This window comes from Leucobacter sp. NPDC058333 (assembly GCF_042726155.1).
Taxonomy (GTDB): domain Bacteria; phylum Actinomycetota; class Actinomycetes; order Actinomycetales; family Microbacteriaceae; genus Leucobacter.
Map to the genome: position 1 here is coordinate 1 of NZ_JBHXHV010000001.1, position 22,128 is coordinate 22,128.

The 22,128-nt window shown below is 66.9% G+C and carries 17 protein-coding genes and 1 tRNA gene; 5 read left to right on the forward strand and 13 right to left on the reverse strand.

All coding sequences use genetic code 11. From position 1 onward, the window contains the following. Nucleotides 1-546 precede the first annotated feature (546 nt). Nucleotides 547-628 (reverse strand) — tRNA-Tyr (locus ACFWHR_RS00005). A gap of 112 nt (nt 629-740) precedes the next feature. On the opposite strand from ACFWHR_RS00005, the gene ACFWHR_RS00010 reads away from it, so the two are divergent. Continuing rightward, nucleotides 741-1,202: a GNAT family N-acetyltransferase gene (locus ACFWHR_RS00010; protein WP_382446213.1), complete on the forward strand. Its 462-nt coding sequence runs from the start codon at nt 741-743 to the stop codon at nt 1,200-1,202. A gap of 47 nt (nt 1,203-1,249) precedes the next feature. On the opposite strand, the gene ACFWHR_RS00015 is transcribed toward ACFWHR_RS00010, so the two are convergent. The 4 genes from ACFWHR_RS00015 to ACFWHR_RS00030 all read right to left on the reverse strand — a co-directional run bounded on the left by ACFWHR_RS00015 (nt 1,250) and on the right by ACFWHR_RS00030 (nt 7,942). Then, a complete protein-coding gene (locus tag ACFWHR_RS00015) occupies nt 1,250-4,990 on the reverse strand; it encodes an aldehyde dehydrogenase family protein (RefSeq protein ID WP_382446214.1) in 3,741 nt (1,246 codons plus the stop codon). A gap of 71 nt (nt 4,991-5,061) precedes the next feature. Continuing rightward, complete coding sequence (locus tag ACFWHR_RS00020; protein ID WP_382446215.1) at nt 5,062-5,853, reverse strand: ABC transporter ATP-binding protein; 792 nt, start codon at nt 5,851-5,853, stop codon at nt 5,062-5,064. Nucleotides 5,854-5,857: 4 nt separating this feature from the next. After that, entirely contained in the window at nt 5,858-6,883 is a 1,026-nt protein-coding gene (locus ACFWHR_RS00025) for an ABC transporter permease (RefSeq protein ID WP_382446216.1), read from the reverse strand. A gap of 45 nt (nt 6,884-6,928) precedes the next feature. Then, the gene (locus ACFWHR_RS00030) at nt 6,929-7,942 is read right to left on the reverse strand and encodes an ABC transporter substrate-binding protein (protein WP_382446217.1); all 1,014 of its coding nucleotides are present in this window, start codon (nt 7,940-7,942) and stop codon (nt 6,929-6,931) included. 317 nt (nt 7,943-8,259) lie between these two features. Between ACFWHR_RS00030 and ACFWHR_RS00035 the strand changes: the two genes are divergently transcribed. Together ACFWHR_RS00035 and ACFWHR_RS00040 are read left to right on the forward strand one after the other, a co-directional pair. Next, nucleotides 8,260-9,075, forward strand: coding sequence for a FadR/GntR family transcriptional regulator (locus tag ACFWHR_RS00035; RefSeq protein WP_382446218.1), 816 nt, complete (start codon nt 8,260-8,262; stop codon nt 9,073-9,075). A gap of 8 nt (nt 9,076-9,083) precedes the next feature. Beyond that, nucleotides 9,084-10,688, forward strand: a complete 1,605-nt coding sequence (locus ACFWHR_RS00040; protein ID WP_382446219.1) for a carboxylesterase/lipase family protein — start codon at nt 9,084-9,086, stop codon at nt 10,686-10,688. Here ACFWHR_RS00040 and ACFWHR_RS00045 read toward each other — a convergent pair. After that, a complete protein-coding gene (locus ACFWHR_RS00045; protein ID WP_382446220.1) occupies nt 10,681-11,538 on the reverse strand; it encodes a TipAS antibiotic-recognition domain-containing protein in 858 nt (285 codons plus the stop codon). The two genes, ACFWHR_RS00040 and ACFWHR_RS00045, sit on opposite strands and share 8 nt — an antisense overlap. Nucleotides 11,539-11,678: 140 nt before the next feature. Between ACFWHR_RS00045 and ACFWHR_RS00050 the strand changes: the two genes are divergently transcribed. Next, nucleotides 11,679-12,608, forward strand: coding sequence for a rhodanese-related sulfurtransferase (locus ACFWHR_RS00050; protein ID WP_382446221.1), 930 nt, complete (start codon nt 11,679-11,681; stop codon nt 12,606-12,608). A 175-nt stretch (nt 12,609-12,783) separates the two neighbouring features. On the opposite strand, the gene ACFWHR_RS00055 is transcribed toward ACFWHR_RS00050, so the two are convergent. From ACFWHR_RS00055 to ACFWHR_RS00085, 7 genes are all read right to left on the reverse strand, one after another. Then, the gene (locus tag ACFWHR_RS00055; protein WP_382446222.1) at nt 12,784-14,106 is read right to left on the reverse strand and encodes a hypothetical protein; all 1,323 of its coding nucleotides are present in this window, start codon (nt 14,104-14,106) and stop codon (nt 12,784-12,786) included. Further along, on the reverse strand, nt 14,103-15,221 hold the full coding sequence (locus ACFWHR_RS00060) for a hypothetical protein (RefSeq protein WP_382446223.1): 1,119 nt from the start codon (nt 15,219-15,221) through the stop codon (nt 14,103-14,105). Before ACFWHR_RS00060 ends, ACFWHR_RS00055 begins: the two co-directional genes overlap by 4 nt. A gap of 627 nt (nt 15,222-15,848) precedes the next feature. After that, entirely contained in the window at nt 15,849-16,595 is a 747-nt protein-coding gene (locus ACFWHR_RS00065; RefSeq protein WP_382446224.1) for an SDR family NAD(P)-dependent oxidoreductase, read from the reverse strand. Between the two features lie 66 nt (nt 16,596-16,661). Then, nucleotides 16,662-17,444 (reverse strand): SDR family NAD(P)-dependent oxidoreductase, encoded by a 783-nt coding sequence (locus tag ACFWHR_RS00070; protein ID WP_382446225.1) that lies wholly within the window; start codon nt 17,442-17,444, stop codon nt 16,662-16,664. After that, entirely contained in the window at nt 17,441-18,811 is a 1,371-nt protein-coding gene (locus tag ACFWHR_RS00075; protein ID WP_382446226.1) for an MFS transporter, read from the reverse strand. The genes ACFWHR_RS00070 and ACFWHR_RS00075 overlap by 4 nt, the downstream gene beginning before the upstream one ends. A gap of 43 nt (nt 18,812-18,854) precedes the next feature. Next, nucleotides 18,855-19,736 (reverse strand): polysaccharide deacetylase, encoded by an 882-nt coding sequence (locus ACFWHR_RS00080; protein ID WP_382446227.1) that lies wholly within the window; start codon nt 19,734-19,736, stop codon nt 18,855-18,857. Nucleotides 19,737-19,798: 62 nt separating this feature from the next. Next, on the reverse strand, nt 19,799-20,803 hold the full coding sequence (locus ACFWHR_RS00085; protein WP_382446228.1) for an asparaginase: 1,005 nt from the start codon (nt 20,801-20,803) through the stop codon (nt 19,799-19,801). Between the two features lie 214 nt (nt 20,804-21,017). Between ACFWHR_RS00085 and ACFWHR_RS00090 the strand changes: the two genes are divergently transcribed. Beyond that, on the forward strand, nt 21,018-22,025 hold the full coding sequence (locus tag ACFWHR_RS00090; RefSeq protein ID WP_382446229.1) for a LacI family DNA-binding transcriptional regulator: 1,008 nt from the start codon (nt 21,018-21,020) through the stop codon (nt 22,023-22,025). The last annotated feature ends 103 nt before the right edge of the window (nt 22,026-22,128 follow it).

A 22,128-nucleotide genomic window follows, 5' to 3' on the forward strand; every position in this document is an offset into this window, starting at 1 on the left:
TGTCGGGGATTATAAATTAAATTGGCATAAGACAATTTAAGTGCACACTATTGAGTTCTCAAAGACCAGACACCACCCGTCACCCCCAACCAAGGAGGTTCCGAACAGTAACTGTCATCTACCGCTGGGAGTGTTGAACACTCCAGCTGGACCACCCTGCGGGTGTCCACCTTGCGGTGAGATCGAGTCTCTTACTTTACACGCTCCTGCAAGACTTTTGCAAGTCTTGCTCTCGGTGATCGTAAGAGAGCCGAAGTCTGAGCCGGACTCGGCCGCTTTCGCGCCGTTTTCCGTCTTGCTGACAAGGGAATACATTACGGACTTTCTGCACCTCCAGCAACTGCAGCCCCCATCCCGGGCGTGTCTCGCGACGTTCCCGCTCCGTCCCCGTTCCACTCCCGCGCGAACGCGGGAAACCACGCCCCGCAGTTCACGGACGCCTGCCGTCAGACGGTCAATGCAAGCGCCCGAAACACCCAGGGGACACGAGAGCACAAAAAAGACCCCGACTCCGCTGATCTCTCAACAGTGTCGGGGTCTTGCTTGTGGCGGGTGAGGGATTCGAACCCCCGTAGGCGTTGCCAGCTGATTTACAGTCAGCCCCCTTTGGCCGCTCGGGTAACCCGCCATTGGCCACGCGAACGCGACCAGGAACCAACCCTAGCGGCTCGGTTGCTCGAACGGAAATCGAATCTCACACCGCTGCGACAGACCAAGACTGACCGTGGCAGTATCAGTGCATGACTGAACTTCACCCTGGACTCGCGTTGCGTTCGGCCCACGTCGCCGACATCTCGACCCCGACGTTCTATCGCATCGCCGCCCTTCGCCAGCTCGTCTTCGTCGTTGAGCAAGACTGCGTCTACCTCGACCTCGATGGCCGCGACCTTGAGCCCGGCACAGTGCAGGTGTGGGCTGAGGATTCCAACGGCGACATCGCAGCAACCGTGCGCATACTCGCGGAAGACAGCGCCGAGCCCGGCCTGCGCAGCATCGGTCGGGTCGTCACCGATCCCGAGTGGCGCGGCCGCGGTGTTGCGGCAGCGCTGCTTGAGGAGGCCATTGCCCAGTGCGCCGGCCACCCGATCTCGCTTCACGCGCAGTCTCACCTCGTCGCGTGGTACTCCCGGTTCGGGTTCGAAACGAACGGGCCTGAGTACCTAGAAGACGGGATACCCCACACGCCCATGCGCCTGGGCTAGCACGTGGGCAAGACGCAACCCGAGTAATGAGGGCTCCGCTCCCCTGACTACGGGTCGATCAAACCGTCAAGGCCGGGCACTGTCACCGCGAGACCGTGCCGATGCGCCCGCGCCGAGATCGCCTGCTCGCGCACAAGTGCGAGCAGCTCCACCGGACCAGCCATAGTCACGGGCTCGGCCCAGATGGCAACGCGATCCTGCCCGCCGAGCCATTCCGCAGCGCGCACGCGATCACCGTCGATGAGCCGCACACGCAGCGCGCGCGAGCCGTCGGCGGCCGTGGGCCCTGACACCGCGAGGCGTTCAAGCCAGTCGTCGTCGCGCTCAAGCGATACCTCGATCTCGCGCCGCTCGCAGTATTCGGCGAGCTCGGCTGGCAGCACCTCACCCGTCGAGATCGTAATGGGTGCACGTACCAGCAGCGCCGCCGCGACTACCCGCGCGAGCGAGACGACGGCACCGCCCTCGGCGAGCCTGATGTGCGTCGCTACGGGACGGTGGCGCACGAGATTTCGCTCGATGCCGAGCCCCACCGTATCGCGGTCGATGCCGAACGACGTGCGCCAGGTGAGCGCGTCGGCGAGCGCTGCGCGACGGAGCGCGTCGAAGGCCTCGTATTGCAACAGCGGTTGCAGCGTCTCGATCAACTGCTGCACCTCTGGCTCGAGCCCGCGCAGGTGGAGGGTGTCACTGCGACTGCCCTCGCGCGCACGCCAAGCGCCGAGCGCGAGCAATCGGTTGGGGCCTCCGGCGAGTCCCGAGAGACCCATGCCAGCGTCGTTCCAACCGCCGCCGGGTTGACGCTCGACGCGTGCGTGGGCAGTCGATAGGTTGACGGCCAGCGCGGCCGCGTCGATGCCGTCGAGCCAGACAGCGATCTCGTCGCCATCGTTCGAGTGGATCGCGGCGACGCCGCCGGATCCACCGCTGTTTTGCAACGCAATGGCTTCCGTGAGGGAGTGTGCCGTCGCGATGCCAATCACCGGCACTTCCCGGACGTCATCCCAGAATGACGCGTGTGCCGAGACCCCGAGGCGTATGCCGGGGCTCCAGACGCGCCCCTCTTCATCGAGTTGCACGGGTTGCACGAGCCACTCTTCACCTCGAGCGAGCTCGGTGAGCGCACGCCTCCCGGCAGCAGTCGGCACTGTGGCCAACGGGCCAAGCTGCACATCGAGCCCGTCGAACGCATCGCCGCCAGTAGTGGCGGCACGTTCAGGGTCAACGCGCGCCGTATCCCCCACGTGCAGCGCGCGTACGGCGTCGGCGAGACCGTCGCGGAAACGCTTCGATCGTGCCACACTTCCCAGCAGGATCACGCCGCGCGCGGCGCGTAATCCGCCGTGCGCCCGGCCGAAGGCGGAGTCGATCACGTCGGCCACCGCGCGGTCGAGATCCGCTGACGGGGTCACGAGCACAAATCCGCGAGCACGAAACCAGCCTTCGACCCGCAGATCGGGGCGGCGGTGCGCGAGCTCGAGTGCGTCGGCACGCGATCCCAGCACGACCGCGCGGTCGATGCCGGGGTGGGCCGCGAGTTCGGCGACGGTTCGGCCAACGACGGTGGGCTCAAGCCGCACAACTCCCGGGGTCAGGCCGCCGACCTCGCACTCCTCGATGAGCGCCGCCGCGGAAGCGTAGAGCCGCTGCGGCACTGCCCAGAGCACTCCGCTTCCCGCTCCCAGTGCGGCGAACACGGCCTCCGCCTGGGCGGCAAGCGGAGTAGGAGCGTCGGCCACAACGAGCACCAGCCGCTCCGGCACAAAGGTGGCGCCGCGCACAGCGCCAAGCCCCTCCGCCAACTGCCCGCTGTAGCGGGCTGCGTCGACGAGATCGTCAACCTCTGCGTCGAGTTCTGTAATGGGAGCGCCCGTATCAGCGGCGAGCAGCTGAATCAGTCGGTCACGCGCTGCGACAATCGCGAGGGCTGAGCGGCGCAGCCGCGAGGCCCGGGTGCGATGCGGCTGCGCCGACCAGGCCTCGGCGCGCGACCGCGCCTCGTCGGCGACGTGTTGGGGGTCGAGATCTGCAGGCGACAGGGCGATGGTCTCGTTCGCCTCGTCAAGCTCGCGCGCCTGCTCGCCCGCGTGGGTGAGCAGCTCTCTGGCCCACTCGCGGTTGGCGGCAACCGTCGCATCGGTGCCCGGCTCGTTGGCGAATCCGGACTCGGAGACGGCCGGGATCGCGCGCGGCGGCGCGATCGCCTCGAGGGTGAATTCGCCGGTCGAGCCCCGGGTCAGCCCGAGCACCGCGGCCGTGAGCCCGCCGGTCTCGAACCGGGCCGGTTCGTCGGGGGCTCGATAGAACAGCGCACTGTCGCGCTCCGACGGATCCCACTCGCGCGCACGATTCTGCGTGCGGTGCGAACTCGGCGCCGGCTCGAACGCGCGCGCCGCCGCCGTCGCGAATTCGGCCCACGCCTCCGCCAGCGACCCGGTGCCGCTGTCGGGCTGCTCGGGGCTGCGGGCGACGAGTGCCTCGAGTCGGGAGATGCCCGATTCGGGGTCGGCCGCCTCGGCAGCGACACCCACGAGCAGATCAACAGCGCCGCCAAACTCCTTCGGAGGGACGACGGGAATCGCGACGCGCACGTCCGGCAGCGACTCTCGCAGCACCGCAGCGAGGCCGGGCGCGGTGCCACTGCGCAGCTGCACCGCGCTGAGTTCGAGCGAGCCGAGCTGCTCGGCCAGCGCGACAGCGGCGGCCAGTACGCACACCTCTTCGGTCGCGAGCACGGGGCGCAGCACGGCCGCCCGACCCGGGTGCAGCGCCAGTTCCAGCAGCCGCAGCAACTGCGCGAGCACGTCGGCTCGTTCCTCGATCACGGGCACCGGCAGGCCTGAGTTAATCGAGGCGATGCGTTCGGCACCCGCGACACCGCCGATCCCGATCACCACCTCGGCTGGCGCTCCGCCGTCAGCGACGCGGCGCTGCGCCCACCGGCTCAACCGGCCGTAGTGCTCCCGCGACTCGGGCAGCTCGGCGAGCAAGCGAACGCCAATGCGCGCGCGGTCGAGTGCCGGGTCAACGAGCGCTCGCACGGCGATCTCCGGGAGCATGCGCGCCCAACGCACGTCGCGCGCCTCGAGATGAATAGTGGTGCCGTGCTCCGCCGAAGCCCGCAGTATCGGCTCGAGCGCGGCAGCGGCTCGCGCGACGTCATCGTCAAACGACCACTCGGTGCCGCCCGGTGCAATCCGCTGCGGGTCGACCACCAGGTGACCAATGGTCGAGTGGGCTGCGAGCGTCACGAGGCGCTCGATTTCTCGCGCCGCGCCCACTCGGCCGTGCACGCCGTCCCCGAGCGGCCGCGTGACGGGCTTGAGCCCCGCATCGACGTAGCTGCGATGTGCGTCACCCAGGGCGGTGCTGCCGGCGCCACCCGGCAGTTTGGCGGCGAGCACGAGACCGGAGACGCGATCCCGAAGCCACCGGCGAGCGACCGGCATCACGGCCCACGGCAGCCCGAGCGACGTCGCGCCGCCCGCCCGCACCGCGAAGCGATCGCGCGCCGGCATTGAATCGGGCACCTCCTGCGACATCGCGTGCAGGCCGAGCGCTGAGGCGAACGCGTCTTCCGTTCCCGCGACGAGCTCGAGGAGCCGCCGCGTGAACTCGAAGCTGTCTGGATCACGACGCAGGCCCTCAAGGAGGGCTGAGCTGCGCGGTTCGAGCGTTGCACCGGGAGCGCGGTTGCGCAGCGCCGTGATCCACTCGCTCGCGAGCAACTCGGAACGATCGGACACGCCGTCCCACACCGACGTCGGGGCGATGGGTTCAGCTGCCATGACCCCACTGTATGAGGGTCACCGCGGATTCGCGGGAGCGCGCGCCGAGGCGCTGACCTCCCGCCAGCGGATCAAGCCAAAAGCGCGCGATCGTCGAGCTGAGCGCCCTTGATCTTCGCGAACTCCGCGAGCAGACCCGGCACGGTGAGGTGCTGCTTTTGCTCGGCCGAAGCCTCGAAGACGATGTTGCCCTCGTGCATCATGATCAAGCGGTTGCCCAGGCGCAGCGCCTGTTCCATGTTGTGCGTGACCATCAGCGTCGTGAGCTTGCCCTGCGACACGATGCGGTCGGTGAGTTCCGTGACGAGTGCTGCGCGCTGCGGATCGAGCGCTGCGGTGTGCTCGTCGAGCAGCAGAATGCTCGGGTGCGTAAACCCCGCCATGAGCAGCGATAGCGCCTGCCGCTGCCCGCCCGACAGCAGACCGACCTTGGCCGTGAGGCGGTTTTCGAGGCCGAGTTCGAGCGAGGTCAGCTCTTGCCGAAAACGATCGCGCAGCGTGCGGCTGAGCGCGATCCCGAGCCCGCGGCTCTGACCCCGACGCTCAGCGAGAGCAAGATTCTGCTCGATCGTGAGGTCGGGCGCGGTGCCCGCCATTGGATCCTGAAATACGCGACCAATGAACTTGGCGCGCTGGAATTCCTTGAGCTTGTTGACGCGCTGACCGTCGATTTCGATGCTGCCGGAATCGACGCTGTAGCGACCCGAGATGGCGTTGAGCAGCGTGGATTTACCAGCACCGTTCGAGCCGATGACGGTGACGAAGTCGCCCTCTTCGAGCTTCAGACTGAGACCACCGAGGGCACGGCGCTCATTGACTGTGCCGGGGAAGAAGGTCTTTTCGATGCGGTCGATGGTGAGCATGCGGCTACCTTCCGGCGGTGGTGTCGGGGCCCGAGGGCGCGTCGGCTGGCTGCGTTACGGACGCCGCGGGAGCGGGATCAGCCGCTTCCGCGGCAGGCGCTCCAGTCGTCGCCGGTGCGATCACGACGTGACCACCCGAACGACGCAGCGACGGGAATTTGCGGAGGAAGCCCCAGCGCGGCAGCAACAGCGCGAGAATCACAAGCAGCGCCGTGATCAGCTTCATGTCGTTCGGGTCGAGCCCGGCGCGCAGGGCAAAGAAGATGATGAGGCGGTAGATGACCGCGCCGAGCACAACGGCGAGGCTCGCAAGCCAAATAAAACGCTGACCGAAGATGGCCTGGCCGAGAATCACCGAGGCCAGGCCGACGAGGATCAGGCCAACGCCCATGCTGATGTCAGCAAAGCCCTGATACTGCGCAACGAGCGCCCCGCACAGCCCGACGAAACCGTTCGAGATTGCGAGCGTCAAGATGGTGGTGCGATCGGTGCTGACACCGAAGCTGCGGATCATCGGGCCGTTGTCACCGGTGGCCTGGATCGCGAGGCCGAGGTTCGTCGAGAGGAACCAGTCGACGATCACTTTGAGCACGAGCACGGCGAGCAAGATGATGGCGACGCCGCCCCAGGTGCCGAGCAGATCACCCTCGCGCAGCGGAGTGAAGACTGTCTCTGCGCGCAGCAGCGGCAGGTTCGCGGCGACCGCCGTGCCCTCTTTCGCCGTGCCCATGATGCGCAGGTTGATTGACCAGAGCGCGATCATCGTCAGGATGCCCGAAAGCAGCCCGTCGATGCGGCCCTTCGTGTGGAGCAGGCCGGTGATAATGCCGGCGATGACCCCCGCCCCGCCACCCGCGAGGGTGGCGAGGACGGGGTTCTGACCGTTCGTGATCAGCGCGGCCGCAACGGCGGCGCCGGTGGTGAAGCTGCCGTCAACCGTGAGGTCTGGGAAATTGAGCACTCGGAACGTCAGGTAGACGCCGAGAGCCATCACCCCGTAAATGAGGCCGAGTTCGAGCGCGCCGATCATGCGATGGTCTTTCTGTTCGTGTCGTGGATTCGGGTAAGACCCGAATTACTCGACGGTCTCCGCCTGATCGAGAATGTCCTTCGGGATCTCGACGCCCATGCGCTTCGCGGCGCCCGGGTTCACCACGTAGGTGAAGCTCTTCGAGACCTCGACTGGCATTTCAGCGGGGTCAGCGCCGTCCTTCAGAATCTTGATGGCCATCTCACCGGTCTGGTGACCCAGGTCGGTGTAGTCGATGCCGAGCGTCGCGACGGCGCCGCCCTCGACGGTGCCAGCCTCTGCGCCGATCACGGGGATCTTCTTCTCCTCGGCGACCTGCACGAGCGACGAGATGCCCGAGACAACGAGGTTGTCGGTCGGCACGTAGATCGCGTCGACATCACCGAGGGCCTCGGTCGCCTGCGCGATGTCGTTGGCGGTGGTCACGGTCTTCGTGACGATCTCGATGTCGAGATCCTTCGCAGCGGCCTCTGCGGCCTTGACCTGCACCTCAGAGTTCACCTCGCCTGAGGCGTAGACAATGCCGACCTTTTTTGCATCGGGCACGATCTCCTGCAGCATCTTGAGCTGCTCATCGAGCGGCGCGAGGTCGCTCGTGCCGGTGACGTTGCCGCCGGGGGCATCGTTCGAGTCGACGAGCTCAGCCGAAACAGCGTCGGTCACCGCGGTGAAGACGATCGGCTTGTCGGTGATTGCCTGGGCGGCTGCCTGCGCGGCGGGAGTGGCAACGGCGAGAATCAGGTCGTTGTCGGAGGTGGCGAAGCCCTGCGCGATGGTCACGGCGGTGGCCTGCTCGGCGTTGGCGTTCTGCTCGTCGAAGGTGACCGTTTCACCCTCGACGTAGCCCGCATCGATGAAGGCCTGCTTGAAGCCCTCGGTTGCCGAATCGAGTGCGGGGTGCTGCACGAACTGGCTGATGCCGATCTTTACGGACTTCGCTGCGGCATCGTCGCCGCCCGCTGAATCGGATGATGATGAGCAGCCACTGAGGGTGAGCGCGGCTGCTGCGGTGAGACCGGCGATCGCGAGTGCGCGGCGTCGGAACGAGGTGTGTCGCATGGGTATCGAATCCTTCGTAAGGGGCGTCGCCGGGTCAGTGCTTCGGCGAACTGAGCGAGTCGGCGAGAACAACTGCCGATCCAAGCATCGTAGACCGCGGGGCACCCAGGAGCGCAAACCCTGGCCGCTTCGTGACCGAGCCGTTGTGTTGCGTGCTCGAAATGCGGGGCAAACTGCGAGGTCGAGTTGTAGGTCTCGTCACAGCGGTCAAGTACCCGCGGCCGCACGGCGGCAACGCTCGGGCGGCCAACCCACGCGCTCGATATACTGAGTTTTCGGCATCGGCGCACCCCGCGCCCCACGAAATCGGAGCGACCATGGCAGTGACCACTGGGTCAGATCGAGCACGCGCGACGCTCGCCTACCTGCGTCGCAAGATCACGACCGGCGAGTGGCCTGTCGGCGGTCGGATTCCCATTGAGCCAGAGCTCGCTGAGCAGACCGGTGTCGGTCGCTCGACGGTGCGCGAAGCGGTGCGGTCGCTCGCCAGCATCGGCATGCTCGAGACGCTTCCCGGGCGTGGCACGTTCGTGCGCTCTGCCGCTCCGACCAGCTCACTGCTGAATGAATTTCTCACCGACTTCACACTCGAAGAGATCTTGAGTTACCGACGGGCACTCGAAATCGAGGCTGCCCAGCAGGCCGCCCTGCACCGCACCGACGAAGACATCGCTGCGCTCGAACGCGCAGCCGTCGAAGAGGTCGGCTGCACCCGCTGCCCCGTGCTCGGCTTCGCCGGAGACGTCGACACGGCCTTCGACAGCCGCTTTCACCGCCTCGTCTTCGACGCGGCCAAGAATCGGCTGCTCGCCGCGCTCTACGCGGGCATCAACGATCGCCTCCGCACCCCCGAGCACCGCGGCCGGCTCGCGAACGTCGCGACCGGCGCCGAGATGGAACGCGATCACGCCCGCGTACTCGACGCGATTCGTCGCCAAGACTTCATCGACGCCGTGCACGCGATGGTCAACCACGTCGATCACGACGTGGTGATTGTGAACGACCAGCACGAGGTCGTTCCCCCGCTCGTGCGCTCGCCCGAACAGCAGCAGCGCATTGACGACGCGCAGCTCGCCCAAGATCTGACGCAGGCGCAGGCCCAGGAACTCGCCCAGCAGCAGTCACGCGCGTAGCTCGCACCATGGCCACGAGCGACCTCGGCAGCCGGCCCGCGCCCATCGTGCGCACCGTGGCCGGAGCCGTGCGCGGCACGTGGGAATCGGTTGATCCGTGGCAGTCCGGCGGCGAACCAGTTGCGGTTTTTCGAGGCATTCCCTACGCCGAGGCCCCGGTCGGTGAGCTGCGATTCGCCGCGCCGGTGCACCGCGCGGTCTGGAGTGGCGTGCGAGACGCCACTCAGTTTGGGCCGACGCCGCAGCGGGGCGAGACCGGCATCACGCTGATTCCTGAGCACTCGATCGCCGGCGACGACACGCTCAGCGTCAACGTCTGGACACCGGCGCCTTCAGTGGCGGCGACTGCGACAGCAGCGGCCGCGGCGGCTGGGGTGCGCGAAGACGCCGGCGCAGGGTTGCCCGTGATCGTCTGGATTCACGGTGGCGGCTTTGTGTCGGGTTCACCCGCGAGCCCGTGGTACGACGGACGCGCGTTCGCGGTGCACGGTGCGGTGTGCGTCACCATCTCATACCGGCTGGGCTTCACGGGCTTCGGCTGGATCGAGGGCGCGCCCCCGAACCGCGGCGTACTCGATTGGGTGTGCGCACTCGAGTGGGTGCAGCAGAACATCGCGGCATTCGGTGGCGATCCGGATCGCGTCACCATCGCCGGGCAGTCGGCAGGCGGCGGGGCGGTGCTCACCCTGCTCGGCGTTCCCTCGGCGCGCGGACTGTTCTGCGCGGGCTACGCAATGTCGGCGGCGGTCGCGGCACCGTCGGTGAGCGCTGCGGCCGAACGCACCGACCATCTTGCCCGCCTCGCGGGCGTCAGCGCAGATCTCGCCGGCATTTCGGCACTGAGTGAGGAGCGCCTCCTTGAGCTGCAGCGCAAGATCACCGTGCCCGCTGCACCGCGCATTATTCGGGACCTGCACGGCTTGCTGCGTGATGGGCTGATGATCGGGCCGCTCGCTGACGGCGAGATCGTTCCGCACGACACCGTTACCGGCGTGACCGCCGGTGCGAACGCCCACGTGCCCCTCGTGCTGGGCACCGCCGACGACGAACTGGTCGGCCTGTTCACCCCGCGCCCCATCCTCGACCACGCGCCGAGGCGGGCCCTGTTGCGCGCGCTCGGGGCGACACCAGCGGTGGCGGATCGGTGGCTCGCTGATCCCGAATCGCTTTCGACCGCCAGCAGCGTTGTGCTCGTCGGCCGCTATGCCACGGACGCCGTATTTCGGGCGTGGGTGCCGCGCATCGCAGCGGCCCGGAGCGCAGCGCCGGGCGCGGGTGACACCTGGAGCTACCGCTTTGCCTGGCACGCCGACGCCGGTGAGATGACGTCGACCGGCGCGCCAGCCCCGGTGTTCGCCGGTCACTGCATTGACGTGCCCTTCGTGTTCGACCGGCTCGCCGAGCCCGGGGTCGAACGAGTAGCGGGGCCGCATCCGCCGCAGGCCATCGCCGATTCTGCGCACGGCGCGCTGCTCGCGCTCGCGCGCGACGGTGCTCCCGGGTGGCGCGCCGACAACGCCGGCCGCGGACCCAGTCGCATTTTTGACGTGCCCGAGCGCGAAGAAGAGGACGCGTACGCTTCGGCACGCACCCTCCTCGATACGGCTAGCTGAGCTCGCGCTCGGCGTAGGTAGTGAGCGCGTCGCGTACGAAAGTTGCGCCCGCGATTCCGCCATAGTTTGCCGCAAAGCGCTCGTCGGCGACGTACATCTCGCCGAGTCCGCGCACGTAGCCCGCGATGTCACCGTTCGGGTCCGTGGCCGGGGTGCCCGGGATGCCGCGCAGCCAGGCGACGTGCCTCGCGGCGAGATCTTGCGCCTCGGCTGAGGTCGGATCGGTACCGCGTTCCGCAGCTACCGTCCACGCGGCCGAGAGTTGCGCCGTGCGCTCCTGCCAGGTCGCTCGCTCGTCTCCGCCGAGACCGCGCCACCACTGGTCGCTGTCGGCGTAGGCGCGAGTTCCCCAGCGTCGCTCGACCTCTTCGCGGTGCTGCGTGTGATCGAATCCGTCAAACATGTTCTCGGACATGAGATCTCCTGTCGTGTGAGCAGCGCTCTGCAGCGCTGCGATGGTGCGTTCCACCGCGCCGATCTGGGCGGTGAGGCGGTGCTGCTCCTGGTGCAGCAGGGCGAGGTGTGCTCGCAATATGTCGGCCTCGGCGGATGCGGCCCCGCGATCCGGCGCCGCTTGTGTGTCTTGCTCAGCGAGCACCCTGCCGATCGCATCGAGGCCGAGACCCAGTTCGCGCAGCAGCAGCACGCGCTGCAGGCGCACGAGCGCGCGGTCGTCGTAGTAGCGGTAGCCGTTGCTGCCGATCTCTGTGGGCGGCACGAGCCCGATGCTGTCGTAGTGGCGCAGCGTTCGCGACGTCGTGCCTGAGGCTTGTGCGACCTCTTGCACGCTGCGTAAGCGCGGCGAGGGTGTCGCGAGGTGTGCGGGCCGTGCGGCGTGAGCTGAGCGCATGGGGCTCCTTTCGGGTCGATGGTCGCGTTGGGTTTTGGGTCTGCGGTTGGGTGTGCGTCTGCGTTCGGCTCCACGATAGAACTTGACGTAACGTCAATGTCAAGGCGACGGGCTCAGCGAGTTGCTCGTACGATTGACGAGTGAGTGAACCCAAGATTCTGCTGTACTACGTGTTCGCCCCGATCGCAGACCCCGAGGCCGTGCGGCTGTGGCAGCGTGAACTGTGCGAATCGCTCGGGCTGCGCGGGCGCATCATCATCTCCCCGCACGGCATTAACGGCACTGTCGGCGGCGAGCTCGACGCCTGCAAGCTGTATTTGCGGCGCACGCGTGAATTCGGACCGTTCGCTGGCCTCGAAGTGAAGTGGAGTTCGGGAACGGCGTTTGACGGCACCCCCGAGGAGCGATTGCACGGCGTCGACCGTGGGCCCCGCTGGAAGCGCATCGCAGATTTTCCGAAGCTCAGCGTCAGAGTGCGCGACGAGCTCGTCGCGTTCGGCATTCCCGCCGAGACCCGCGTGGACGCCGACGGTGTCGTCGGTGGCGGCACTCACCTGTCACCCCAGGAGGTCAACGATCTGGTCGCTGAGCGCGGCGACGACGTCGTCTTCTTCGACGGTCGCAACGCGTGGGAGGCAGAAATCGGGCGCTTTCGCGGAGCCGTGGTGCCCGACACCCGCACCACTCACGACTTCATCAAGCAGATCGATGCCGGCGATTACGACGAGCTCAAAGGGCGGCCCGTCGTCACCTATTGCACGGGCGGCATTCGCTGCGAGATTCTGTCGGCGGCGATGCTCGAGCGCGGCTTCGGCGAGGTCTACCAGGTCGACGGCGGCATCGTGAAGTACGGCGAGGCGTTCGGCAATGACGGGCTCTGGGAGGGGTCGCTCGCCGTGTTCGACGGCCGCGAGTCGATCGACTTCGCGCCGGGCGCCGCGGTGATCGGCGAGTGTCGCGTGTGCGGCGCGCAGTCGAGCACGGTGTCGGACTGCGCCGACGCGTCCTGCCGCAACCGCTTCGTCGTGTGCGCGGCGCACGAGGGCGCACCCTGCGCGGAGCACGCCTAACGCGTCACCCGCCTGCTCTCGCCACCCACCCACCCAGCCACCCACCCCACCCAAACCGGAGCGGGGTAACTCTTCGGGGGTGTTGGTCGTGCGACACCCGTCACAAGTTACCCCGCTCCGGTTTGGGTGGGGAGGGTGGGGTGGGGGTGAGTGGGTGGGTGAGGATGGGTGAGGGTTAGTGGGCGGCGACCCAGGCGATCCAGTTTTCGGCGGAGAACGCCGGATCCAACTTTGCTCCGACCATCGGGAGCGATCCCAGCACGGCCAACCCGGCATCTTCTCGCTTCGCTGCGACCGCCAGCGCCCAGGGGTCACCGCCACTCTCAGCGACGAACTCGTAATACGAGCCAGCCGCGTCGTAGGCGGCGGCCGCATCCGCAGAGTCGAACCGCGCATCCGCCAACGCATCTTCCCCCGCTTCACCGACGAGCTGTTTCACGGCGGGCGTGACGAGATCGCGGCGTTCTGATCCCGATCTGGTTTCCATAAACCGCGCAAAGCCCTCGAGTACCGCCGGCGATCGGAACGTTCCGGAGTCGGGAACGGCCGCGAAGTGCAGCACGTGCGCGAACTCATGAACGAAGGTCGGGATCAACTGGTCAGCGGAGCCCGGCCCAGCGACCACGTAACTCCCCGAGTTCTCACGACCCGTCGCGACCCCGGGCTCGATGAGATCGGTGGGACGACTCGGGCGCACCGTCGGGCGCGCGACCGCTGCGGCCTTGATCACCGATGGCTCTGTGGGACCAAATGCCCACTCCGAGAAGCGATCAGGATCATCGGTAATCGCTGACAGGAATCCGTCTTGCGGGATCTCTGCACCGAGCTGCTCGGCCGTATCGAGCGCGAGCACGGCTGCATCCTCCGCGTTATCGATGTTGGCGTCGACGAGCGCCCGCTCGGATTCCAATCCGAACAGCACGACGTGGGCCCGCTTCTGGACATACAACGGGCCGTCGTCCCAAGGGTTGGGCGCGCCCTTCGGTGAGAACGATGTGATCTTGAGATCCGCCCCCTCACCACTCGTCTTGATCGTGTAGTAACTGCCGTGCAGCAACTTTTGTCCCGCGTCGGACCGGCCACTGCTGCGCACAGGCGCCGCGGTGAACGGGAGTTCGAGGCCGACGAGCGCCTCCTGGGTCCCGTCGTCGTTCGTGAACGGCTGGATGTACCCGTCTTCCCAGCCGAGATCCTTCGATTGATCCCACCACTGCGCGAGCTGCGTGGCGGCATCACCCTCCGCGAATGCGAGGAATGCCTCTCGGTCGCCCGCCCGCATCGCGTCGTTCATGTCGGCCCAGGCCGCCTCGAAGAGTGTGAACTCGTCGTAACCGGCGTCTGTGCCCCACGGTTCGGAGTCGACCGCGGTCGCGAAATCAGCCGCGGCTCCCGCTTCGGGTCGCTGCGGGAAGGCAATCAGGATAGCCACGCTCACGAGGACCGCAGCGATGACAAAACTGACCGCGGCGATCGTGAGTCTCAGTGCTTTCGTACTCATCGCGCGACCTCTTTCTGAATGCCCAGGATCCGCAGGTGGTAATCATCGAACGTGATCATCGCGCCTCCGACACTCGCCGCTCCGAGTGTGACGATGTAATCGCCGTCCGATGTACTGATCGGGTACTGCGCGAGAAGCGGATTTCCCTCGAGCGGGGTGCGGAGCTTGAAGGACGATTCGGGGACGTGCGACGCGTCGAACAGGGGGAACTCTTTCGCCAGCAGCTCGAGATTCACGTCATCTCCAATCACTGACGAACCATCCTCCCTGAGCCAGCAATCGGACTTCAATTCTCCGTTGGTTCGTGCTGCGTTCGAGAGCTGCGCGAAGACGCCGCCGACGCTCGAGCACGTTGTGCCGCCACCGCGCTCAGTGGTTTTCAGGGTGGTTTTCGCGGGCGTCTGGCCCATTCCGGGATTCGCGCCGGAGGCCTGCGGCGACGAAAGGGCCGTCGCTCGCCACGGTCCGATTGCGGTCGGAGTGCGATCGGCGTCCGCCCGATCCGGGGTGTCGTTGCCATAGTAGAACGGGCGGGTGAGCCAAAGCTGCTGCGGGATCGCGAAGGTAAAGTCGCTGCCGAACGTGGTGTACGAGTACTTCAGGTCGATCATCACGAAAGCCGTGTCCGCCTGCTGTTCATCGACGGTCTCGTCGACCTGCGCGCTGCGCACGAATCGCGGTTCACCAGCCCTGGCAGACATGGTGACGTCGAGCGCCTGCATGGTGGCCTCGTCAAGTCGAAGCGGGGAGCGGTCGAGGGTGGAATTTCGCATCCGGTTGCTCGACAGGTCACGCCACGCGTCGTCTTCCGCGGTGGTCGCAGATGCGACGAACTTCTCCGCGACCTTCGCCGCGTCACCGGTCCCGTGGGCGCGCGCCTCTGCGCCCGCGACAACGATGCCCGCCCCGGCGAGAAGCACGAGCACGACGCCGGCCGCGAGCACGGCCCAGGTTCCGGCGTTCCATTTGCGAGACGTCGTTTGAGGGCGGCGTCCGCGGGCCTGGGTGCGGGCAGGTTCGCGGGCAGGCGCCGATCCGGGTGCCGCTTCTGGCTCCGCTCCGGGATCCGCTCCAGGATCCGCTCCGGGCTCCGGGTGAATTGGCGGCGTGGCCATCAGATGCTCCTCCTCATGAATCGCGCACCGCGTACCGGCAATCCGCGCATCGAGCATACTTCACGCGCGGTCGCTGTGCCGCGTTGCGTTACGCCCGCGCTGAGCCGCCGCCTCGCCTTGCCCCTCCCCTCCCCGCCGCCTCTCCGGAGCGGGGTAACTATTAGGGGGTGTTGGCCGTGCGACACCCCTCACAAGTTACCCCGCTCGGGTTTGGGTGGGAGGGGTGGGGAGGGAGGTGTGGGGTGGGGTGGGAGGTGTTTGGTGATGAGGTGGAGGAGGGGGTGGGCGGGGGCGGCAGCGACAGAGGCGTCGGCAGATTGCGCCGACGCCTCTGCTGCGAGTCGGGGGCGGTCGATGTAGGGGGCCGACGCTTCGACGAGATCCTCGAATGATGTCACCGAGCGCAGCCCGCCCGTGGGCAGTGCTACCGTCCAACCGTCGCCGAACACCGCGATCCTTAGCCGGCCGCCACTGAGGCGCTCCAGCTCGCGCGCGGCGCGCGCCGCGCCGCCCCGCCCACCCCACAACTCATTTAATTGCAGGGTTGCGGCGCTCAAGCGCGCGCCTCCCGGGCAAGCTCCACACACGATCCGCCCCCTCCTCTCTGCCGGGACTCCGCTCGAATCCCTACGGCATCACATCGCCGCTGTTGGGGCCGAGCGTTTGCCCCGTGTACAGGTCGCCGCTCGGGGACGCCGCGAGCAGCAGCGCGGTCGGCGCCACCTCCTCGGGCCGCCCAAAACGACCGATCGGCAACTCGGCACGCTTCGCCGCCCTCCAATCATCGGAGAGCCCGGAGATCAGCGGCGTCTCGATCGGGCCGGGCGCGATCGTGTTGACGAGAATCCCGTGCGGAGCCAGTTCAAGCGCGAGCGCCTTGCCGAGACCAATCACACCGGCCTTCGCCGCCACGTAGTGCGCGAGCCCCGTACCGCCCTTAATACCGAGCTGCGACGCGACGTTAATAATGCGCCCGCCGCCCCGCTTGATCAGGTGCGGCGCCGCGTACCGCGACGTGTAGAACGCGCCGGAGAGATCGACCGCGATCGTGCGCTCCCACGCGGCCGGGGTCATCTCGAGCACGGACGTCTCGTCGAGAATCCCGGCGCTGTTCACCACGATGTCAATACCGCCGTGGCGGGCCGCGATCTCGTTTGTCACGGCCTCCACCGATGCGGCGTCTGAAATGTCTGCGATGTGCCCGCTTACTGGAGTCCCACCGACGAGCTCGGCGAGGGTGCGTTCGAGTGCCTCCTCGCGCAGCTCGACGATCGCGACCGTCGCTCCTTCAGCGTGGAACAGTCGCGCGATCGCGGCACCTATGCCGCCACCGGCGCCGTAGACAACCGCCACCCGATCACTGAGTTGTGCCATTATTTCGGTCCTTTTGCTTGTCGGTTCGGAAATACATCAGCGAGGAATCAGCGCACGGCGGCCGGGTCAACTCGGCCAGCGCACAGTGAGCCCACCGTCGACGATCAGCTGCTGCCCGGTCACGTAAGCCGAGTCGTCGGAGGTCAAGAACCGGATGACGCGCGCGGCCTCGTCAACGTTGCCGACGCGACCCCAGGGAATGATGCGTCCAGCTGCCTCTAGCCCGTCTTTGCCGAGCGAATTTTTGCCGTCGAGCGACTGGGGGCTCTCGATCAGGCCGGGAATCACGGCGTTCACGCGAATCTTTCTCGGTGCGAGTTCGACCGCGAGCGAGCGGCAAATGCCGAGCACGCCCGCCTTCGACGCGGCGTAGTGGCTGTGATTCTCCCAGCCGTAGACGCCGCCGGCGATCGACGAGGTCGCAACCATCGCGCCCGCCCCGGCCATCACAGCGGCGCACGACCGGAACGTGCGCAGCACACCCGCGAGGTCGACCTGCAGCATGTCGTCCCAGGCATCGTCGGTCATTTCTTCGAGCGACTGACGACGCAGAATCCCCGCCGCAGCGATTGCGATGTCGAGCCGACCGAACGAATCGATCGCTGCTGAAGCGAGGGCGTCGGTGCCCGACGTGTGACGCACGTCCATCTCGACAGCGACGCAGCGGCCACCGGCCGCCTCGACGAGCTGGATCGTATCTGCCGCACCGTACGGGTCTCCCGGGTACACCCCGATGACCGAGTGCGCGCCGGCGCGGGCGTAGGCGACGGCGAGCGCCTGCCCGATCCCGCTCGCGCCGCCGGTGATGACCGCGACCTTGCCTTCCAAACCATCATCACGTGCGGTCATCGTGCGACCTCCGAAACCTCGCTGGCGCCCGCATTCGCGCCCTCGTCATTCGACCCAACCCTGCGCGTGAACATCATCGCCACGCCAGAGAGCAGCATGAATAGTGAGCCGGTGAGCACGGCCGCGACGCCGACCGAGATTCCGGCGGAGAGCATGATCGCGAGCAGTGCCGAACCGGTGATGCCACCCACCGGCGCCATCACGTGGGCAACGTTGGTGCCCATTCCGCGGACGTGCGCCGGGAACGATTCGCCCATGTAGTACAGCAGCGCCGCGTACGGGCCGGTCAAGAAGAACAGTGTGAGCGCGTACATCACGTAGATGAATCCGGTCTGGCTCGGCCCCATGAGCATGATCAGGCTCATGATGCTGCCCAGCGTCCACCCCAGGATCACGGTCAGGCGGCGGCCGATCTTGTCGCCGATCCAGCCGTGGAAGACGTAGCCGACGAAACCGACACCGTTCGCGAGCACGAGCACGAGCAGTGCGTTGTCGAACGAGATGCCCTTCGCCTCGACGAGCACCGTGGTGCCCAGCACCGAGAAGATCTGAATGCCGACCCAGTTGGCGAACCATGCGAGCGCGAGGGCGATCGTGTGCTTACGCAGGCCCGGCCCGAACACCTCGCGCAGGCCGCCGGAGCTCCCGACGTTCTCATCGAGCTCGTGTTCTGCTGCGAGTGTCGCGGCACCGGCAGTATCGCCGGATTCGCGGCGGCGCTTGACCTCGCGCATGGCAGCGAACGTCGGCGATTCTGGCAACCGCGAGGCGAGCAGCACCACGACGATCGACAGCACGCCGGCGACGACGAAGCTCCATCGCCAGCCGATGATCGGGAGCAGCAGCGCCGACAGCCCAGCCGAGACGAGCGCGCCGATGGGCCACCCGCCCTGCACGAGCGCGTACATCAGCCCGCGGTTCTTGACCTTGCGGTAGATCTCGTTCAGGTAGACCGCGTTCACGACCTCCTCAGACATCGAGAAGCCAGAGAACGCCCGAATGATGATGAGGCTCGCCGCGCCGGCAGCGAGCCCGGTGAAGCCGGAGGCGACCGCGCCGCCAATCATCAGCAGAATGAGGGCGCGCTTGCGGCCGAGTCGGTCGAGGATCGTGCCGATCGACAGTGACACGACAAACACGCCAATGGTCGCGTAGGTGTTCACGGCGGCCATCTCGGCCGTCGTCCAGCCGAAGTCTTCAGCGATGACGGGAAGCAGGGTGCCGAACAGCGTGTAGTCGTAGACGGACGCGACCCAAGCGATGAAGCAGACGATCGACACCTGGGTGATGGTTGACTTGGTGATGACGACGTTCCACGGCTCGACGGAGTGCGTCGAGCCCGGTTTTGTCGTGGTGTTCTGAGACATGGGTTCCTCTTCGAACAATCAGATCTGAGTAAACGGGCGAGCGCTAGGCGCGGGGAAAGCGGTGAGCAAAGTCGCGGGCGACGTCTTCCATGAACATGAATTCCACGCCGTCATGCTGGCCGATGTGGTCGAGCAGCCGCTCGAGCATGAGCAGGTTCTGCGGGCGTCCGCTGACGTCGGGGTGAATGGTGATCGGGAACACTGCGTAGTCGAGCTCGCGGTACACCCAGTCGAACTGATCGCGCCACAGCGTCTCGACGTCGCGCGGGCTCACGAACCCGTGGCTGTTCGCGCTCCCCTTGATGAACATCATGGGCGGCAGGTCATCGAGGTACCAGCTCGCCGGAATCTCGATCAGGTCGGTCTCAACCCCGCGTTCGAGCGGCTTCATCCACTCCTTCGCGGAGGCGGCGTCGTAGTTGATCTTCGTCCACGTGTCGCCGACGCGTACGTAGTACGGAGTGTGATCGTTGTGCATGAGCGAGTGGTCGTACAGGAATCCGCGTTCGAGCAAGATCTCGTTCGTGACCTTCGAGAACTCCCACCACGGTGCAACGTAGCCGACCGGGCGCTTTCCGGTGCGCGATTCGAACAGCTCGATGCAGTGATCGAGCACCTCGGTCTCTTGCTCGCGCGTCATCGCGATCGGATTCTCGTGGCTGTAGCCGTGCACGCCGACCTCGTGCCCCGCGGCGACGGTCGCCTCGAACTGCTCGGGGAAGGTCTCAATCGAGTGCCCCGGCCAGAACCAGGTCACCGGGATCTCGCGGTCTTGCGCGAGCTTCAGCAGCCGGGGCACGCCGACCTCGCCCGCGAACAGGCCGCGCGAGATATCTCCCGGCGAATCCTGGCCGCCGTAAGATCCGAGCCAGCCGCCGACTGCATCGACGTCGATGCCGATGGACACCATGATCTTCTTTGACATTGTGGTTCTCCTTGTGCGATTTCAGGTGAAAGGGATGGGGGTCTGGATCGGTCCCCGCGCCGCTACGAGGCGTGGCGACCGAATCGGGTGCGAAGGTCGTGAACAGTGGTGAAGTCTGGCTGCGCGAGCAGGGTTGCGGCGAGCATGCGCGCCTGCGGAGCACTCAGCTCGCCCGCAGAGATCGCTCCGGCCCGCAAGAGATCGGCGCCACCGCCGTTGCCGTAGATCGGTGAGATCGGGCCGGCGGCGACCCGGCTGGCGAGCACCACTGGCGTGCCCCGATCGGTCGCACGCGCGACCGCCTCGGCGAACCCGGGCGCGGCATTGCCGACGCCGGTGCCGACGAGCACGACGGCATCAGCGTGCGCCGCCGCGTGCTCGAACAGCGCGGGATCGGCGCCCGGGTAGCTCATCACCATCTCCACGCGCAGTCGATCGAATGCCGGATCAGCGGCGAGCGGAGCAGGTTCGCTGCGGGCCGTCGCGTGCACCGCGATGCCGCCCGCACTGCGACGAGCGAGGAGCACCCCGCCCGCGAACGGGTTCGGGTCGATGCTGTGCATTTTGCGCGTGCCACGCGCAGCGAGCAGATCACCGCCGAACGCGATGCCGACACCGGCGCCCCGCCCCGGCGACCCGGCCACGCCGGTTCCCCGAAGCTCGACCGCCGCCGCGAACTCGATCGCGTCGCGCAGGTTCCGCGGGCCGTCGGGGGCAATGTTGTCGGCGGCGAACTGCGCTCCCGTGAACACGATCGGCGATCGCCCCGCGTAGTAGAGGGACGTGAGATACGCCGTTTCTTCCATCGTGTCGGTGCCGTGCGTCACAACGACGCCCGCGACGCCCGGCTCCGCGGCCGCGGCGGACGCCGCCTCGGCAATGTGGCGCATCTGCGCAAGGGACAGCTGGTAGCTGCCGACCGTCATGAGGTCGCGAATCTCGATGTCGTGAGGACCGGCGAGCCCGGCGACCAGGTCGCTGCCGGAGTGTGTCGCGACCGCGCCGCGACGAGGATCGCCGGTCGACGCGATGGTGCCGCCAGTACCGATAATAATGACCTTCGCCACGAATGACACTCCTTTGGGTGATTCGGATTCGAACCTTAGACGCTATTCTGCACGACACAATCGATTGCCGCAAACGTGTGTCGCAAACGATTGTGTTACGGATAGGTAAAGATCTCTCTGCGATCCTCATCTGATTCACTCGGCCGGGGATCGGTACTATTCAGACACGGATCCAGTTCGGTCTCCGCCCGCAATGCAGAATGAGGCTCCCCCGATGCAATCGCCCCGACCTGTCACGCTGAAGGCGCTCGCCCAAGAGCTCGGCCTGAACGCGTCGACGGTGTCGCGAGTACTCAAGGATCCGACCGACGAAAGCGGGCGCTGGGCCTCCCCGGGCACGGCCGCGAGGATCCTCGAACTGGCTGATCAGCGCGGCTATCGTCGCAACCCTCACGCAGCGTCTCTCCGCACAGCGCGCTCGAACATGATCGGCGTGATCGTGCCGCGGCTGCAGGACTACGTGCTCGCGACTATCTACGAGGGAATCGACCAGGCGGCGAGCGCCCGCGGCTACTTCACGATGGTGTCGAACTCGCTCGACGACGAGGACGCGCGGCGCGTGAAGGTTGAGCGACTGCTTGAGCAGCGCGTCGACGGGCTCATTTTCGGAGACGCGCGATTCGATCAGATGTCGGTGTTCGAGGAGCTTGATCGCCGCGATTTTCCACACGTGCTCGTGAGTCGTCGCGTACCGAATCAGGTCTCGGTCACCTGCGACGACGTGCGGGGCGGGCAGCTGATGGCCGATCACCTCTGGGATCAGGGCCGCCGCACGTTCGGCGTCATCGCCGGGCGCGCAGGTACCTCGACCTCGCACGACCGCACCGGCGGATTCGTCGACCGGCTGCGCGAGCGTGGCGTACCCGAGACAGACATTCGCGTCGTGCACGGCGGGTTTGACACGGCCGCGGGCCGCATCGCCGCCGACGAGTTGCTCTCTCGCGGTGACGCACCCGAGGCGATATTTGCGACCAACGACTTCGCCGCGATCGGCGCACTGGGTGCGCTGCAGGCGCGCGGCATGCGGATCCCCGATGACGTCGCGCTCTGCGGCTACAACGACACCCCGCTTGCCGCGGGCGTGAATCTCACGAGCGTGGGGTCCCCGATGCACGAGATGGGAGTGCGCGGGCTGGAACTGCTGTGCGAGATGCTTGGCGGTGCGCGCCCCGAGAGCGAACTGTTGACCCCAACCTTGGTGATCCGAGCGAGCACGGCGTAGGGCGCTCGCCTTCTACGCCTACCTCCCCCGACCCCCCAAACTCCCCTACCCCCTACCTCCCCACCCCCTACCCCGCGCTTCTCGCGAGCGGGGTAACTTTTGA